The following is a 17,553-nucleotide window of genomic DNA, read 5'->3' as shown; positions in this document are numbered from 1 at the left end:
AGGGGGCGGATATACGCTCCTTTTTGCTATGCCGTCATTTCGGCCGGAGGACATGCGGGATTGCGGATCTTACACCAAGTTGTAGGCTGTATTGGCACTTTCCGTTACCAACGATTCCAGTTCATTCATCTGTGCCGCGTGCTGCTCGAGGCTAATATTTCCATTTACCAGACGCTGATCCAATTGCTCCCTAAGCTGCCTTACCTGTAGAGCCACGACCTCGTTGAAATCCCCACCATTCTCTTCCGCAATCGTTCTTAGTGATTTGCCAACGTAAAGATCCTGAACCAAGTCATCTTCTGACGCTTGATTAAGAGCGCTTAATAACTCGTCCCCACTTCCGTCCTTGGTATCTATATTAACGATGGACCATTTGGCTAGCGGTATGGGGGAGATGGCCGATTTACCCCAGGCCGTTCCGGCGAAGGACATGGTCACTATCACTGTTCCTACAATTATTACGCGTTTCATGTTCATTGGTATACCCTCATTTCATGTGTCATTCTGAGAATAGTGTAACCGGGAAAGCTGAAGTGAAACTTAAAAACGGATAAGTTATTCCAAACCTCATGGACATGGGGAGGTAAATTAATATTGTAATACACACTTGACAGGTTGGGTTAGTAGGTTATATGATGAACTCAATTAATTTAACACTCATTAAATGAACAGTGAAATAATTGAACTGAACCGAGCTGATTGGACCACCAAAGGCTCCCGGGACTACTCCACTATGGAATGTCCTCGGGGGCCTTTTTTCGTATGGTTATGACATTTCAGCAGATAAGGAGGAAGGAATGAGCGATAGAGATTGGGAAGCGCTGGAGAAGACAGATTGGTTATTTCGCAAAATGGTCAGACGATTTGTGAAAGAACGAGATCGCATATCCGTGGAAGGCATAAGCCTGCCCGGTATGCTCATTCTGCACAAAATCATTCGTGAGGGAGAACAGCGATTGGGGGATTTGGCTGAACAACTGGATTTCACTTCAGGTGCCATCACAGCCTTAACCGACAAGCTGGAGAAAAAGGGGCTTACGATTCGCAGACGCAAGGAAGATGATCGCCGGACGGTTTTGCTGGACATTACTGCCAGTGGGCGGGAGATGTATGCTCGGAACAGTAATATCGGTGCTCGATGTATCACGCTTCTGTTTGAGGGTTTTACGAAGGAGGAGTTGGAGCAGCAAAGCCAATTTTATGAGCAGATAATAGCGAATCTGGAGGGATTCTCGGATACCCTGCTGGAATTGGCAGAGAACAACCGCAGGCAGGAACACGATCCATCCCCAAAAAGTGCCCCTGAACAGAAGCAGCAGGAGAATACCGGAAAGAGCAATTACCTCAGTTATTAACGTAACGCTAGATCGAATAGTGAAGCCAAACCACTTTAAGGAGAGATGATTCATGGGACATTCAACGATATATCCTACCGGAGCAACCCTATATAATCCAGATAAAGCTTGGAGCGGTTATACCGTCTATCAGGCAGGCGAAGAAGGTGTCGTGCTGATCGACATGAATGGTAAAGAGGTTCACCTGTGGAAAGGGCTGCTGGGCTTCCCGGCCAAAGTCTTCCCTGGCGGGTTTGTATTGGGCAGCACGGGCCGAAGAGATCCGAAGTTCGGTATCCAGGATAATGTGGATTTGGTTCAGGTGGATTGGGAAGGCCATATTGTATGGAAGTACAACAGCTACGAACACATCGAAGATCCGGGATATGAACCGCTATGGTACGCCCGCCAACACCATGATTTCCAGCGGGAGGGTAATCCGGTCGGGTATTACGCTCCCGGGCTTGCACCTAAGACACAGGGCGGGAAGACGCTGATTCTTGCTCACAAAAATGTGAGCAACCCGTCCATTTCGGATAAGCCATTGCTTGACGATGCGATTATAGAAGTCGATTGGGAAGGAAATGTATTATGGGAATGGCTGCCGAACGAGCACTTCGAGGAACTGGGATTTGATGAGTCAGCCCGTAATGTTCTGTTCCGTGATCCGAACACACGCTCATTTGGACATCTCGGTGGTGGGGTAGGCGATTGGTTACATATTAATTCAGCTTCTTATGTTGGTCCAAACCATTTCTATGAAAATGGAGACGAGCGGTTCCATCCCGATAATGTGATCTGGGATGCCAGAGAAGCGAATATTATCGCAATTACGGATAGACAGAGCGGTAAAATTGTATGGAAACTGGGGCCGGATTATTCTTTGCCTGAGGCGAAGCATATTGGAACGATCATAGGCCAGCATCATGCACATATTATTCCTCAGGGTTTGCCCGGAGAAGGGAATCTGTTGGTATTCGACAATGGAGGCTGGGCAGGTTACGGTCTTCCAAATCCGGCTTCTCCCTACGGCTTGAAGCATGCGGTGCGCGATCATTCCCGTGTGCTTGAGATTAACCCGGTGACCTTGGAAATAGTATGGCAGTATACATCGGCGGAAGCAGGCTTTTCGGTCCCTACGGATTCCTATAAGTTTTACAGCCCATACATCAGTTCGGCCCAGCGCTTGCCTAACGGAAACACGCTGATTACCGAGGGCTCCAACGGCCGATTGTTCGAAGTTACATCCGAGCATGAGCTGGTTTGGGAATATGTTTCCCCTTATAAGGACCGACGGAATACCAATATGGTCTATCGTTCGTATCGCGTGCCTTATCACTGGGTGCCACAGCTGGAGAAGCCGCAGGAAGTTGCGATTGAAGCCATTGATGTTTCGATCTACAGGGTGCCGGGAGCAGCTCCCAAAGGCTCTGTATCCGTAGTGAACGTCGAGGTAACATTGCCGTTTGTTGAAGGTGCTGCCTGTGTAGCCACGTCAGATGAAGGCAAGCAGGGCAGCTAAGAGCAACAAACAATGAATAGACGAATGGGGTGCATATTGTGAGAAAACCGGCCATCCTAACTGGTGCATTATTAACGCTCTTGTCCATGATATTGATTTTATCCGGTTGTTCTTCAGACGGAACGGTATCCGAAGCCAAAGGTGCCACAGGCAAAGATGCCGAAAACGTAAAAATTCGAATCGCAGATACAAGTACCAATCCAACGTTCAGGATCGCGATCGCCAAAGGATTCTTTGCAAGCCGTGGCATTGATGCAGAGAGTATTACGTTCGGCTCACCGGCTGAAGGAGTAAATGCGTTATTTATCAAGCAGGTGGACATTGCCTATGGCGCAGATTTTCCTGTATTGAACGCATTGGCCAAAGGGGAATATTCCATCATTGCTTCCGCAGGTCAGGCTACCGATGAAGCAGCGGCTGCCTGGAAGCTGTATGCCAAGGATGACATTCAGAGCGGAGCGGATTTGAAAGGCAAGAAAGTGAGCTTCATCCGAGGTACATTTATTCCTTATCTGTGGGATGAATATCTGAAAGATCAGGGACTGGTGCTGAGTGATGTGACCCAGGTAGGGCAGGGAGCTTTTGATGAGTCCTATATCGCATTGAAACAGGGAGAATTGGACGCCACATGGGTGATCGGGTCTGCTTTGACTGATAAATTCGATACGCTTGAAGGGGTGCATCAGCTTACCGATATGTCCCAGACGCCTGTACGCCTTGGTATGGGGCTTGTGGCAAGCAATGAATTCATTCAGGCAAACCCGGAAACGGTGAGTGCGTTCCTGGCAGGACTGGATGAGGCTTCGGCGTACGCTCAGGCGCATCCCGAAGAGGTTGCGGACTTAATGTATAAGGAAACCAAGCAGCCAAAGGAGGCTACCTTGAAGGATTTGCCCATCAATCCTTGGGAAGTTGGATTCACACAGGCAGCCTATGACAGCTTGGCAGGGCAGAAGAAATATATGGTAGAGAACGGAATCATTGAACAGGATTTTGATCTGGATAACAAACTTAATTTGGGACCGCTCAAGCAGGTGCTTTCGGATAAAGTGACTTATACGCAATAACTTACCCAATGGATTGGAGGTATCCTTATGTCCTTACCTGCAGATCAGCATACCATTCGTATAGAACAGCTTCGCAAATCGTACAATGCCCAATCCCGTGGGGATGTGCACTATATTATCAAGGATGTCGATCTGGTCATCAAGGGCGGAGAATTTTTTATCCTCCTTGGTCCCAGCGGCTGCGGCAAGTCCACACTTTTGAACATGATTGCAGGCTTTATTTCCAAGTCGGGCGGACAGCTCAAGGTGGATAACAAGGAGATCGACAGGCCCGGCAAGGATCGGGCAATGGTGTTCCAGCAGGCGGATTCTTCCCTCTTCCCGTGGCTTAGCGTCAGGGAGAATGTTGAATTTGGGCTTCGAATGTCCAAAATGCCGAAGTCTCAGCGACGTACGATTTCGGACCGGTATATCCAGCTTGTTGGACTGGGTGGCCATGAGGCCAAATTTCCGAAGGAACTGTCGGGCGGCATGAAGCAGCGGGTTCAATTGGCCCGCGTACTCGCGAATGATTCAGCCATTTTGCTCATGGATGAACCTTTCGGAGCGCTGGATGCGATGACAAGGCGGACGATGCAAAAAGAACTGGTGAACATTTGGCAGGAAACCCACAAGACCATTATTTTTGTCACGCATGATATTCAGGAAGCATTGTTACTGGGTGAGCGGATCGGCATCATGTCGGTAGGGCCATCGTCCAATATAACGGATCTGTACCATAACACGCTTCCTTACCCAAGGAATATTGCTTCATCAGAGTTCAACAGCCTTTACAATCAAATTCAAAGCCATTTTGAAGAATAACTGAGGTGAATTGCAAGATGCGATGGTTGGAGAAAAAATGGTTGTCCATCCCGATGCTGTGGGTAACGGTTGTTCTGATCTGGCAGCTCGGCGCCATTCTCTATGGACCTGATGTAATCCCGGGTCCTTGGGATACGGTCCAGGGAGCTCGAGAATTGATTGCTGACGGTACGCTGATGCAATATATCGGAATCAGCTTCACTCGTGTTCTAGCGGGATGGGTACTCGGAAGCGTGATCGCCATTCCGGTAGGACTCATCGTCGGCAAGGTGCATATGATCCGGTTGTTCGTAGAACCTTTCCTTAATTTTATCCGTTTTATCCCGCCGATTGCGTTTATTACTTTATTTCTGGTCTGGTTCGGCATCGGAGAACAGTCGAAGATTGCGCTCATCATGTATGCCACATTCTTCATTGTTGTGCTGAACACCCTGACAGGTGTGCTCTCCATTGAAGAAGACAAGATCCGTTCAGCGCGCAGTATGGGGGCAAACGAATGGCAGATTTTGCTGCATGTAATTGTTCCGGCAACGACCCCTTACATCTTCACTGGTGTGCGATTGGCAATGGGTACGTCCTATATGGCTATCATCGGTGCAGAGATGATTGCTTCGAATGAAGGGGTAGGTTATCTGATCTGGAATTCCCGGTTATTCTTTCGGACGGATTGGATTTTCGTCGGCCTGATTTCTCTGGGATTTATGGGATTTCTCACGGATCGGCTGTTTAACTGGTTTGGTCGCAGAGTACTCCATCGTTACGCTGTAATTAGCAGTGCAAAACGGGTCTGAACTGGAAAGTAACCGTAATAAATACCTGGGGTCACATGGTATGATGCATGCTGATGGATCCTAACTTGAAGATTCAATATAAACCTGATTTGGCAGCTTTTCACGTTGCCGAATCAGGTTTTTTGTTTGCTGAATGCAGGAGTTTCGGCATTGGGATCAAACCGTGGTATAATTAAATTTCAAAAATACAATAAAACGTCATGTGGGCCATATATACTGCCCCATGGAGGAGAACTTATGGACTGGATAATTGGCGCCGTATGCGCTTTTATTGTGGCGGGTGCTGCCTATGCGAAAAAGTCGCTAACCCTGTCTGGCTGTCTGGCAGCGATCATAATGGGAACGATATATTACGGAGCGGGCAACCTGTTTTGGTTTGGAACACTGCTGTTGTTTTTTATTACCTCAACGCTCTTCTCCAAATTTCGCAAGGATCGCAAACAAGAGCTTGAGAAATCGTATGCCAAGACAGGCAATCGGGATGCTGGGCAAGTTATGGCTAACGGTGGAATCGGCATGTTTCTGTGTCTTGGCAACTGGGTCTTACCACACCCGGCCTGGCTGTATGCATTTATTGGTGTCATGGCTACCGTTACATCGGATACTTGGGCTACCGAATGGGGGAGTCTCAGCCGCAAGCCGCCGCGCTCTGTTGTAACGTGGAAGGTCCTGACCCCCGGTACTTCTGGAGGGGTCTCGCTGCTTGGAACACTGGCTGCCGCTATTGGCGGAGCTTTAATTGGTGTAGGGGCATCCTTCTTTTCTTGGGTTTCAGGGATAGAGGGGATGGGGCTGGTCAGCTGGGCATGTCTCGGTCTTGTCGGGGGATTGGCCGGAGCTTTTGCCGATTCGTATCTGGGTGCGACGGTTCAGTATATGTATCGTTGTACGGTGTGCGGGCGCGAGGTTGAAGTAAGCGAACATTGTGGACATCCAACGGTCCGTTCACGTGGCTGGACTTGGATGAGTAATGACTTGGTGAACGTTCTCAGTTCGGTTATCGGTGGATGTTTGGCAATCGGTCTGGGTATCATTTTGGCGTTGTAGGGAGGGAGTGCATTTGAGCACTGTGCACGGAGACAAATCGGAGGCTATTTTGGATGCCGCTTACGGTATTTTCGGTTCAAAAGGATTCTATGAAACGAAAATGTCCGATATTGCTGATGAAGCGGGCATCGCAAAAGGCACCATTTATTTATATTTTAAAAGCAAGGAACAATTATTTGTCGCGGTATCCATGCGAGACTGCAACAGTTTTATCAGCAGGCTTGACTATGCTCTGAAATCACATGAAAATACAGGAGACAAGCTTGCCGCGATCGCCAAGACTCATCTGACGTATTATTATGAGCGTCGCAATCATACCAAGCTGTTTTTTATGGCCCCGAATAATGATCCAGATCTGATGAAATTCATGAAAGCATTTATGAATGAATATATGAGTATGGTCTGTGAGGTTCTGCAAAGCGCAAGTGTACCTGAGCCTGTGCTTCTGGCGGAAGCTTACATCGGAATTCTCGACCGGCTGAAGATGGATATCATGCTAAATCCGGAGTTTAATGAGGAAGATCTGAACAAACGAATTGCTTTTGCAGCAGCTTTGTTTTTAGACGGATGCCGTTCTTTTTTGCAAGTATAACCTGAGGTAGCAAGTGAAGCTTGAAATTGAATTTCATTTTACAGAGAAGTAGGTAACGAGCAATGAACATAATGACGGTAGAGCAAGTTGCGAAAAGTTATGGTGAGAAAATATTGTTTAAAGATGCCTCATTCGGCATGGGCGACCAGGACAAGATTGGTGTCGTTGGTGTGAACGGTACCGGGAAGTCCACATTTTTGCGCGTTATTGCAGGCATGGAGCCAGCGGATGAAGGACAGATCTCGATTGGGAATGATGTACGCATACAGTTCCTGGCACAGAATCCGCAGTTTAACCCGGATAATACCGTACTGCAGCAAGTATTCGAGGGCGACAGCCCGGAGATGAAAACGGTGCGTGAATATACGGAAACGATGGAGCTGTTAGAGCTCAACCCTTCCGATCCTGCTCTGGAGGAGCGATTGTTGCGTTTGAATCAGCAGATGGAGCAGCTTCAGGTTTGGCAGATGGAGAGTGAAGCGAAAAGCATTCTGTCCAAATTGGGCATCCGTCAATTCGATGCCTTGATGGGCACGTTGTCTGGCGGACAACGTAAACGGGTAGCGCTTGCCTCTGCGCTCATTCACCCTTGCGAGCTGCTCATTCTGGATGAACCTACGAACCATATCGATAATGATTCCGTGGTTTGGCTGGAACAATATTTGCAAAAACGGCGCGGTGCCCTGCTCATGATTACGCATGATCGTTATTTCCTGGATCGTGTAGCCAATGTAATGCTGGAGCTGGATCATGGCCGTTTATTCCGATATGAGGCTAACTATACCCGCTTTCTAGAATTGAAGGCTGAACGGGAGGAACGTGAATCCGCATCGGAACAAAAGCGGCAAAACCTGCTGCGTACAGAGCTTGCATGGATTCGTCGCGGTGCAAAAGCGCGGACGACGAAGCAAAAAGCCAGAATTGATCGCTTCGAACAGTTGAAGGACCAACAGGGACCCAATCGCTCAGGTTCATTGGAGGTATCCGTGGGTTCCACTCGTTTGGGCAAAAAAATACTGGAGATCGAACATCTGTCCAAATCGGCTGATGGTCGTAAACTGATTGAAGATCTGAGTTACATTGCGGTACCTGGTGACCGCGTAGGCATCGTGGGTCCAAACGGCAGTGGTAAATCGACCTTGCTGCAGATGATCTCCGGGAAGCTTGAACCGGATTCAGGGGAGGTAGTTGTAGGTCCTACGGTTAACCTGGGTTACTTCACACAGGAACACCAGGAGATGAATGAATCTCTGCGGGTCATTGAGTACATCAAGGAAGTGGCCGAGAATGTGAAAACAGCTGATGGTTCTCTCATTACGGCAGCACAGATGCTGGAACGTTTCCTGTTCACCCCTGCATCACAGTGGACGCCAATCTCCCGTCTGTCTGGTGGAGAAAAGCGTCGTCTGTACCTGCTGCGCGTATTGATGGCAGCCCCCAATGTCCTTCTGCTGGATGAGCCGACGAATGACTTGGACATTCAGACACTCGCTGTGCTCGAAGACTATCTGGATGATTTTCCAGGGGTGGTGTTTGTCGTATCCCATGACCGTTACTTCCTTGATCGGACCGTGGATAAAGTGCTGTCTTTTGAAGGTAACGGTGTTGTACGTGTGCATGTTGGCGACTACAGCGAGTACGCGGAATGGATGCTGAAGAATGCACCGGGATCTTCTGCGGAGAGTGATGCGGGTACGGCGGCGGCCAAGGCGAAGCCGGCAGCGGAGGAGAGCAAGCCTGCTGCGTCTGCAGCCAAACCGAAGCTGAAGTTCAGCTTCAAGGAACAGCGTGAATATGATCAGATCGATGAGAATATTGAGAAAGCCGAAGCGAATCTCGCCCGAATTAACAAAGAGATGGAAGAATCATTCAGCGATTCTGCCCGTCTGCAGGAGTTAATGGCAGAGCAGGCTGAAGCGGAGCGCCATCTGGACGAACTGATGGAACGCTGGACCGTGTTGAATGAGCTCGCTGAACAGATTGAGAAAAGCAAGTCATAACTTGCCTAATGAATCGTCCTCTCTTCAAAAAGTGACTTGTAGTCGCTTTTTGGGAGTAGGGCGTTTTTTTTGTGACTTTATATGAAACGTTAGCCATATTCATTACGTTGTATGAAGTAAAGGATTACACAGAATTCCATGGAAAGGGGAGAATCCCGCATTGATGTATAGAGAATTGAATGAACAGTTGGCGATCCTCAAGGAAAAGGGGAGAATATACGAGAAATGGAATGATCGGCTGGAAAAGCTGAATCAGGAGGAAGTTGAATGGAAAGCGAAAGTACAGCAGCGTCTGGAGCATCTCCAAAAGGAACAAAACGATGTGGAACGACTGAACAGTATGAGCTTATCCGCGTTCTTTTATCATTTGATTGGCAAGAAGGAGGAGCGTCTGGAAAAAGAAGAACTGGAGTTGATGGAGAGTAAGGCAGAATATGATACGGCTTGCCAGATGTTAAAGGATATCCAGGAGCAACGCTTGCAGGTGCAACAAGAAGTGGAAGGACAACGACAATATGAGTTTTGGCAGAGTGATTATCAGGTATTATGGGGCAAAAAGGAAAATGATCTGCTGGAGAAAGATGCAGAATTACAGCAAATGGCTGAGGATCGGGAGCATCTCTCAGGTGAGCTTCAGGAGCTGAATGAAGCAGACAGGGAAGGCGAATATCTTCTCCTTGCACTTGAACGTGCTGAAAAGGCGTTGTCTTCTGCGGGGAATTGGGGGATATATGATATGATGGGCGGCGGGATGATCTCCACCCATATGAAGCGCAGTCGAATGGATGATGCCCAGGTCGCTATTATAGATGCGGGAAAACGCCTGCGCCGATTTCAGAAGGAGCTGGAGGATGTGAAGATGGCGATACACACGGAATTACATCTTGGAGGACTGCTGTCATTTGCGGACTACTTCTTCGACAATCTCTTTGTGGACTGGATGGTTCAGGACAAAATTCGCAAAGCTGAAATGCAGGTGAAAGATGGACTGAGTATGGTTCGAAAGACGCTGCAGGTATTGAAAAATGGAATGCGTGAACACCAAGCACAATTGGAACTTTTGGAACGCAGGTATCGAGAATATGTTGAACGAGCGGATTAATATGTTCAAATAAGAAGGACACAACGAGCGTCCCTTAACGGTGCTGATTGTGTCCTTCTTTTTGCGCATACAAAATTACTTGGTCGTAATATATGCAGCAAGCAGTCTGGCTGTATTCAAGACTGCATCTTTATGCGTACGCTCCATAGAATGGGAAGCATGAACGCCCGGACCAATCAACGCTGCGCGAATGTTATTTCCTCCACGTAATGCTGCGCTGCCATCGGAACCGTATTGGGGATAAATATCAACCACATAATCCAAATTAGCTTTTTGCGCCAATTCAATCAGGCGACTCGTCATATTATAGTCATACGGACCTGAGGAGTCTTTGGCACAGATGGAGACATCCGTTTCTTTACAGCTGAGGTCATCACCCATAGCGCCCATGTCTACAGCGATCATTTCGCTGATTTCTGCAGGAATATAAGAGGCGCCGTGCCCTACTTCTTCATAGTTCGAGATGAGCAGCGAAACGTTATGTAGTGGTTTCCAGCCTTCTCGATGTGCAGATTCCAGAATACCGAACAGGGCTGCTACACTGGCTTTATCATCAAGGTGACGCGATTTGATATATCCGCTGGGCGTAATGACCGCACGCGCATCGAAGGAAATAAAGTCCCCGGGAGAGATCCCCAGTTTCAAAACATCTTCCTTGGAAGTAACCACTTCATCAATGCGGACCTCCATATGGTTCTCACTACGCTCAAACGTGCGTGCATCTGGATAGACGTGTACAGAAGGGTGTAGAGAGAGGATGGTGCCTGTATAGGTCTTTCCATCGCGTGTGTGGATGCTGCAATACTCATTCTCAATACTGTTCATCGTAAATCCACCAACGGAAGTCAGCTTTAATGTACCGTATGACGTTATGGAACGCACCATGGCTCCCAGCGTATCCACATGTGCACTGAGTCCGATGGTTCTGGAAGAGTCCTGTCCGGGCAAAGTGAGTACGGCTCCTCCTTTGTTGTTCAATTCACAATCGATATTCAATGATTCAGCTTCCTTGTGGATCATCTCGATAATATGGTGAGTGTACCCACTTGGGCTTGGCGTATCCAATAATTTTTTTAGAAAAGACAAGACATAAGATTCATCAATGTTAATATTCATGTCGAAGTTTCCTCCTCGTTAATATGAGTGTGTAGAAAGATGTTTATAAAAGAATAAGCCTGTCTGGCGGAATGCACAAACTCCATTCCTGATAACCAGCAGGCTGCCTCTAATTGCTTACAACGTACCCTTCGGGTTACCTTTGCGTTGACTTTGAATGGAGTCCGACTCTGCAGAAATGCTATCCGATTCGGTGTTTCCGAACGAATCCATCGTTTTAAAAGAGTCCAGCGAAGCGCTGCTTGTTGTGGAGCTTTCCAACTCGGATACACGCAGTTTCAGTTGCTTGTTCTCGCGTTGCAGTCGATATTGGCGGAAGATTCCATAAGACCCTACAATGATTCCACCGATTAGGGTACAGCCCAGAATCAGTAGGATTAATGGGATTTGAACCGTGTTGAATAGCAGGTTAACTTGCACGGAATCTACATTAATAACAGCAAAGATTCCAGTAAGCAGTGCAAAAACGAGACCCGCAATGAGTGCCCATTGCATTTTCATGGTGGTGCCTCCTTGTAGAACAATTCACGACGATGTATGCAATTACCCTAATTCAAAGGGCTTGCATCTTGCTTGATTATAAAATCCCTTGCCCATTGGGGCAAGGGATTCAGGTCACATGGACGGAAAAGCAACCTTATTTGGTTAATTGTTCCATTTGTTCGATCAGTTCCTTGAATACGCTCATTGCTTCGCGAATTGGCTCTGGCGTCGACATATCCACTCCTGCTTTTTTCAGGATGTTGATGGAGTAGTCACTGCCACCGCTCTTGAGGAATCCAAGATAACGGTCCACAGCAGGCTGCCCTTCTTCCAGAATCTGTTTGGAGAAACTGGTCGCTGCCGAGAAGCCGGTCGCATATTTGTACACGTAAAAGCTGTTATAGAAGTGGGGGATACGTGCCCATTCCATCTCGATATCTTTGTCTACAACCATGCTGTCCCCATGGTATTTGACATTAAGGTCATAATAAATTTCGGAAAGCAGCTGTGGTGTCAGGGCCTCGCCTTGTTCAGCGCGCTCATGAATGATTTTTTCGAATTCTGCAAACATGGTTTGACGGAATACGGTTGTACGGAACTGATCTGCATAATAGGTGAGCAGGTACAGTTTTTCCTTCGGATCTGTGGATTTGTTGAGCAGATAATCCATCAGCAAAGCTTCGTTCGTTGTGGATGCCACTTCTGCCAGGAAAATGGTATATTGTGCATCACGATATGGAAGCGTAGTGTCCGAATAGTGGGAATGCAGGGCGTGGCCCATTTCATGAGCCAGTGTAAACATGCTGTTCAGGTTGTCTTTGTGATTTAGCAAGACGTAAGGATGTGTGCCATAGGCACCCCAGCTGTATGCGCCTGAACGTTTATTTTCGTTTTCGTATACATCAATCCAGCGGTCATCATAACCTGCTTGCAGTGCATCTGCGTAATCCTTGCCAAGCGGCTTCAAGCCATCTTTAACCATTTGTTTCGCTTCTTCGTAGGTGATATCCATTTTATATTCATCCACCAGAGGGGCGAAAAGGTCATACATATGCAATTGGTCTACACCTAGCAACTTTTTGCGCAGGTCCATATAGCGATGTAACAGCGGAAGGCTCTCGTGAATGGTGTCGACAAGATTGGTATAGACATCCTTCGGAATGTTATCACCGTAGAGGGACATTTCCATGACGGAAGGGTATTTCCGAACATTGGCATAGAACATGTTTTTGGTTACATTGGCGTTCAGGGAAGCAGCAATCGTATTCTTCTGTTTGGCATATGTTTCGTATACTGCTTTGAAGGCACGTTCACGGACTTCACGATTCGGGTTTTCAAGAAATTGAATATAGCTGCCGTGGGTTAGCTCCACTTCGTTACCCGCTTCATCCTTAATTTTAGGGAACTTGAGATCAGCATTGTTCAACATGCTAAAGATGGTCTGTGGAGCCTGGGACAGATTGCCCACCTGTGCAAGCAGCGCTTCTTCCGCCTGGCTCAATACATGGGCCTTTTCCCGCTTCATCTCTTCCAGGGTGAATTTGTAGGCAGAGAGTTTCTCGTTAGAAATAAGAGCATCCAACTGGTCATCGGGAAGGGACAGAATCTCAGGTGTGACATAGGAAAGGGCTTCACCGACCCGCACACTTAACTTTTGTGCTTTTTGGGACAGGTTTTGATATGTAGGGTTCGCTGTGTCTTCATCTTGATGCATCCTTGCGTACACAAAGAGGCGTTCGGTTTTGAGGCTGATCTCATCTTCGAGTTCGAAGCAGCTCTTAAGTGCCTCAGGTTTATTCAATTTACCTTGAAATTCGGAGGCTTTCTTGGTCAAAGACGATACTTCTTCATATTCCTGATCCCATGCTTTCTGATCAGCAAACAAATCTTCCAATTTCCAGGTTTGTTCAGTTGGTACCTCGGAACGTTTCAATAATTGACTCATGGGAATCCTCCTTTGATGATTGGATGAATATATAGATGAAGCTGCCTTCGTCCCACTTGCTTGTGCGGAGAGAGACGAAGGAATCAGACTAAGTACCAGCAAAATGAACATTGATTTGCGGTATTTCAAAGGCCTTCCTCCTCACTATACGAATAATCCCGTATAGTATGACCGGAGACGCACTGAAATATTTGGTGACACTAGGCTCCCATGTTGTACAGGAAGTAAACAATCAGGAAAAAAGCAAAACAAATCAGCAGGGTGGCGGTCAGAGCCATGCCCCGTCTCAGACGATCAGGGATGGAGTTGCGTCCCAAAATTAATGCAATTCCCAAGCAGAAGGCGAGAATGATGAAGATGACGACATTGCTTGAATCAAGCTGCATCGATTAAACCCCTTTGAAGGCAGCCATCAGTTGACGCCATTCGTCCTCACGGTTCTCGAAATCAGCTTTTGGGAAGCGGCGTTCAGCCCAGTGCATCAATGCAGGTCGGCTGAGGAAGGTGTGGCATTCCTCGCCCCATTCTTCGGAAATTTCACGAAGCACAAGATATTTGCCTTGTACTTCAACGGTCATCATATTCCACTTGTCTGTTTTGTATATTTCATGTTTTTTTATCATAGGTAGTCTCCAAACTAACGGTTTTGGTAAAATGATACCGTACCCTACGATTCAAAGCAAATTTTTTCGGCTTTTAATGAAAAGATTAAATTGCAAAGTAGAAATTCATACAGTATAATATGGATATTCGCCATAGATGGCGATATTTTTAGGAGGTTGTTCATTTGAAAGGTACAGTTAAATGGTTTAACGCAGAAAAAGGCTATGGCTTTATTTCAGTTGAAGGCGGCGAGGACGTATTCGTACATTTCTCCGCAATCCAAGGCGACGGCTTTAAAACATTGGAAGAAGGTCAAGCGGTAGAATTCGAAATCACTGATGGAAACCGTGGTCCTCAAGCAGCTAACGTAAACAAATTGTAAGAATATTTCCGGTCAAACGGATTTCTTATAAATGATTGGCTTCTAGCTGAATATAAGAACCCAAGCACAGTCCCCACATGGGAGGCTGTGCTTTTTTTGATTGCTTCAGTTCTAGGTTTGTTCATTTTGTCAATCGATTAATTTCGATTCATCACGCCAGGCCATAGCTTCATGGAAAATCCGACAAGGGCAGCCAGACAGAAGGCCATCGCAGTGAGATAGAACGTTTGTCTTCCTGCGTGTTCCAGCAACAATCCCCCCAGCGTTCCGCCGAGCAAACCTGAAACGCTGGACCATACAATGGTGAATAAGGCCATTCCGGTAGCGCGATAGTCATCTGGAACTAAGCGGGTAATATAGCGTACTGCCGTGACGTAGAAAATGCCGAATGTCACGCTGTGCATCGTCTGAATGGCAACCACGGCAGCAGGCGTATCCGAGATGGACATCAGCGATAATCGAATCGTATACATAAGGGCAGCCATAGTGAGTAAGGGGAGTTCCTTGTAGCGATTGCCGTATTTGCTGAGCAGCAGAAATACCGGAATTTCACTTACGGAAGAGATAAGAAGTGACCAACCGATTAGTCCTTCACTGGCCCCCAGCTCCTTAAGCGTTAGGGTAAGAAAGGCCTCGTTCATCCGATGCCCCAATGCAAGCAAAAAGACGCAGCCAAAAAAGGTGAGCACATCCCTGCGCTTCAGAATCGCCCATAGCCCCGAAAGATCCATTTTACTACTGCTGTTTGATGGTTGCTCCTTTAACTGAAAGCCGATCAGGAGTGTCGTTGCAGCTAAACCAATGCAGACCCACATGGTCCATCCCGGACCAAAAGAGCCAAGAAAATAGCCGATGCTTAATGCAAAGAAAGCGTATCCGATGGAGCCGAAGACCCGAATCGAAGTAAAGTTGCGGCCGTACTTGTTCGCTGTAGTAATCGCCATCGTATCGGATAGTGGGTACACCGGATAGTAGAAAAAGTAAAACAGGGTCACCAGTACAAACACCTGACCAAACGTTGTGGCATTGGCGAGCATCACCCCGGTTATCAGCTGCCCGGCAAGCAGGATAATCATGACTTTGCGTACAGTTTTGAATCGGTCGCTGGCCATGCTCCAGAACATATTAGAAAATACGGAAATGAGAGGACCAATTCCGTACAGATAACCGATCTCGGCCCGGCTGAATCCCAGATGACTGAAATAAAGCTGGAAATACGATACCACCAGTACGGTGGAACCGAAGATGGTGAACATGAGTGCCCGCAGCCAAGTTTGATCCGGCCGGGCGGTGTGTCTTGATTTCATGATGACAGGCTCCATTCTTGATAATGTTTAATTTTATCCTTTGAGGGAAGTTGATTTTCCGGATGAGTGTACAGACATCGTAGGCTCCTTCTGTGTACGCCGGATGACAAGCCAGACAATGACAAGCTCGGCGAGCAGGCCGAGGGACTGAGCCACTGCTCCGATCATCCCATTCCACGCCGGGAAAATGCTGACCAGTATAAGCAACACGATAACGGTACAGATCGCATTGGCCGTCTGGGAACGAAACATCGTTTTGGTCTGTCCGCGCAGCAGAATCAGGCCGTTGCTGAAGTCGAGAAAAGGTGAAATTAGCGGAAACAGTACAAAAGCACGCAGTGTCCACAAGCTTTGCTGCAGCAGATTGCCCTGAACGCTCATTACATTTTCCAGAACCCACGGACCGAGTGGCGTGTAGGCAATCGATACGGTCATAGCAAAGGGGATGAACCCCGTTACCAGTGCAAACTTCTTAACGAGTTTGGCATCAATCAGATAGAAATTCAGCACGATCTGGTGGATGTATGTAAAAAAGCTTAGCATCAGCTGCATCAGGCTGCTTGCCACGGCGAATGACGAAATGGCCAAAGCAATCCCCGTTGTTTTGCCAAGAACGATATTAATGACGGGCCCGATAAACAAAGCGACAAAACTGGATAATAGCAGGGGTTTATAAAAGCGAAACACGTCTCCCTTATGTTCAACAGGGTGATCCTGAAGCTTGGCTGGCATCTTGCGCTTGATACTGTTTCCTTCGAGAAAACTGACCAATGCCTCAATCATCATGCCGACAGCAAAGATGATAGCGCCTACACGTCCGCTGTCAATACGGTCTGTATATATGAAATACAGGGATAGGCCGTACATGCCGGCAAGGCGGAATATCATGCCGATGGTCAGCCATTTTGTCCGATTATTCGTTATAATGATACCTTGGTAAATGTTGCGAATGACCGAAAAAATACTGACGTACATCAGAATCTCGTAAACGTCGATCACTTTGGATAACAGATCGGGACTTACACCAAACAAATATTTGAAAACACCTGTACCAACTGGAGAGTAAACGATGAGAAAACCGATCAGAAGCACACAGGCCAGAAATATTTTGGTCACAAAGGTGAGGGCTTGAAAGGAAAGACGATCCCGGACCAGCGCCGAACAGGTCTGGCGCAAGAGGGTGGAGGGGCGTTCCGTGAGAGTCAGCAGGCTGCCAGCGATCGCGTAACTGGCAATTACCGTCTCCGGATGAGCGGAACGGGCGAGCGTGCTGTTAATGATAACGTGAGAAATGGTGACGAGAGAGGCGGAAATGCCAAGTGGCACAAAAAAAGAAAATAACCGTCTCCACGAAAGTGATTCACTTGACGACATGTCAACGACTCCTTTGATGGATGAAATATGCCTAGTATATCATAAAGCCGCAGCTGGGGATGCGATTTTTTGTGCGGATTATGA

18 protein-coding genes are annotated in these 17,553 nt (G+C 47.4%); 10 read left to right on the top strand and 8 right to left on the bottom strand.

Features of this window, described 5'->3' with window-relative positions; translation table 11 throughout:
* Positions 1-69: 69 nt before the first annotated feature.
* Positions 70-477 carry a hypothetical protein gene (locus tag PPA03S_RS09585; RefSeq protein ID WP_062322162.1) on the bottom strand — a complete coding sequence of 136 codons (408 nt, stop codon included), beginning with the start codon at positions 475-477 and terminating at the stop codon, positions 70-72.
* A 320-nt stretch (positions 478-797) separates the two neighbouring features.
* Between PPA03S_RS09585 and PPA03S_RS09580 the strand changes: the two genes are divergently transcribed.
* From PPA03S_RS09580 to PPA03S_RS09540, 9 genes are all read left to right on the top strand, one after another.
* Complete coding sequence (locus PPA03S_RS09580; RefSeq protein WP_062322159.1) at positions 798-1,355, top strand: MarR family winged helix-turn-helix transcriptional regulator; 558 nt, start codon at positions 798-800, stop codon at positions 1,353-1,355.
* A 52-nt stretch (positions 1,356-1,407) separates the two neighbouring features.
* Positions 1,408-2,856, top strand: a complete 1,449-nt coding sequence (locus PPA03S_RS09575) for an aryl-sulfate sulfotransferase (protein WP_062322157.1) — start codon at positions 1,408-1,410, stop codon at positions 2,854-2,856.
* An 86-nt stretch (positions 2,857-2,942) separates the two neighbouring features.
* A complete protein-coding gene (locus PPA03S_RS09570; RefSeq protein ID WP_167666006.1) occupies positions 2,943-3,923 on the top strand; it encodes an ABC transporter substrate-binding protein in 981 nt (326 codons plus the stop codon).
* Positions 3,924-3,950: 27 nt separating this feature from the next.
* Complete coding sequence (locus tag PPA03S_RS09565) at positions 3,951-4,727, top strand: ABC transporter ATP-binding protein (RefSeq protein WP_062322154.1); 777 nt, start codon at positions 3,951-3,953, stop codon at positions 4,725-4,727.
* A 53-nt stretch (positions 4,728-4,780) separates the two neighbouring features.
* Entirely contained in the window at positions 4,781-5,518 is a 738-nt protein-coding gene (locus tag PPA03S_RS09560) for an ABC transporter permease (RefSeq protein WP_411835394.1), read from the top strand.
* A 237-nt stretch (positions 5,519-5,755) separates the two neighbouring features.
* A complete protein-coding gene (locus PPA03S_RS09555) occupies positions 5,756-6,565 on the top strand; it encodes a DUF92 domain-containing protein (RefSeq protein WP_062322150.1) in 810 nt (269 codons plus the stop codon).
* Positions 6,566-6,578: 13 nt separating this feature from the next.
* Positions 6,579-7,157, top strand: coding sequence for a TetR/AcrR family transcriptional regulator (locus PPA03S_RS09550; protein ID WP_062322148.1), 579 nt, complete (start codon positions 6,579-6,581; stop codon positions 7,155-7,157).
* Between the two features lie 62 nt (positions 7,158-7,219).
* Positions 7,220-9,157 (top strand): ABC-F family ATP-binding cassette domain-containing protein, encoded by a 1,938-nt coding sequence (locus PPA03S_RS09545; protein ID WP_062322146.1) that lies wholly within the window; start codon positions 7,220-7,222, stop codon positions 9,155-9,157.
* A 163-nt stretch (positions 9,158-9,320) separates the two neighbouring features.
* Positions 9,321-10,259: a hypothetical protein gene (locus PPA03S_RS09540; RefSeq protein WP_062322144.1), complete on the top strand. Its 939-nt coding sequence runs from the start codon at positions 9,321-9,323 to the stop codon at positions 10,257-10,259.
* Between the two features lie 75 nt (positions 10,260-10,334).
* Here PPA03S_RS09540 and PPA03S_RS09535 read toward each other — a convergent pair whose 3' ends face one another.
* The 5 genes from PPA03S_RS09535 to PPA03S_RS09515 all read right to left on the bottom strand — a co-directional run bounded on the left by PPA03S_RS09535 (position 10,335) and on the right by PPA03S_RS09515 (position 14,426).
* Positions 10,335-11,375 carry a M42 family metallopeptidase gene (locus PPA03S_RS09535; RefSeq protein WP_062322142.1) on the bottom strand — a complete coding sequence of 347 codons (1,041 nt, stop codon included), beginning with the start codon at positions 11,373-11,375 and terminating at the stop codon, positions 10,335-10,337.
* A gap of 117 nt (positions 11,376-11,492) precedes the next feature.
* Positions 11,493-11,876 (bottom strand): LapA family protein, encoded by a 384-nt coding sequence (locus tag PPA03S_RS09530; protein WP_062322140.1) that lies wholly within the window; start codon positions 11,874-11,876, stop codon positions 11,493-11,495.
* A 136-nt stretch (positions 11,877-12,012) separates the two neighbouring features.
* Complete coding sequence (pepF, locus tag PPA03S_RS09525) at positions 12,013-13,803, bottom strand: oligoendopeptidase F (protein WP_062322139.1); 1,791 nt, start codon at positions 13,801-13,803, stop codon at positions 12,013-12,015.
* Between the two features lie 200 nt (positions 13,804-14,003).
* Positions 14,004-14,189, bottom strand: a complete 186-nt coding sequence (locus tag PPA03S_RS09520) for a hypothetical protein (RefSeq protein ID WP_062322137.1) — start codon at positions 14,187-14,189, stop codon at positions 14,004-14,006.
* A 3-nt stretch (positions 14,190-14,192) separates the two neighbouring features.
* Positions 14,193-14,426 (bottom strand): hypothetical protein, encoded by a 234-nt coding sequence (locus tag PPA03S_RS09515; RefSeq protein ID WP_017689395.1) that lies wholly within the window; start codon positions 14,424-14,426, stop codon positions 14,193-14,195.
* A gap of 164 nt (positions 14,427-14,590) precedes the next feature.
* Here PPA03S_RS09515 and PPA03S_RS09510 point away from each other — a divergent pair, with 164 nt between their 5' ends.
* Positions 14,591-14,788 carry a cold shock domain-containing protein gene (locus tag PPA03S_RS09510; protein ID WP_017689394.1) on the top strand — a complete coding sequence of 66 codons (198 nt, stop codon included), beginning with the start codon at positions 14,591-14,593 and terminating at the stop codon, positions 14,786-14,788.
* 137 nt (positions 14,789-14,925) lie between these two features.
* Here the strand turns inward: PPA03S_RS09510 and PPA03S_RS09505 are convergent, their stop codons facing one another.
* On the bottom strand, positions 14,926-16,095 hold the full coding sequence (locus tag PPA03S_RS09505; protein WP_062322135.1) for an MFS transporter: 1,170 nt from the start codon (positions 16,093-16,095) through the stop codon (positions 14,926-14,928).
* 33 nt (positions 16,096-16,128) lie between these two features.
* Positions 16,129-17,469 (bottom strand): polysaccharide biosynthesis protein, encoded by a 1,341-nt coding sequence (locus tag PPA03S_RS09500; RefSeq protein WP_062322133.1) that lies wholly within the window; start codon positions 17,467-17,469, stop codon positions 16,129-16,131.
* Positions 17,470-17,553 lie beyond the last annotated feature (84 nt).

The sequence above is a fragment of the Paenibacillus pabuli NBRC 13638 genome, from assembly GCF_001514495.1.
GTDB lineage: Bacteria > Bacillota > Bacilli > Paenibacillales > Paenibacillaceae > Paenibacillus > Paenibacillus pabuli.
This window is presented reverse-complemented; position numbering and strand designations above follow the sequence as displayed.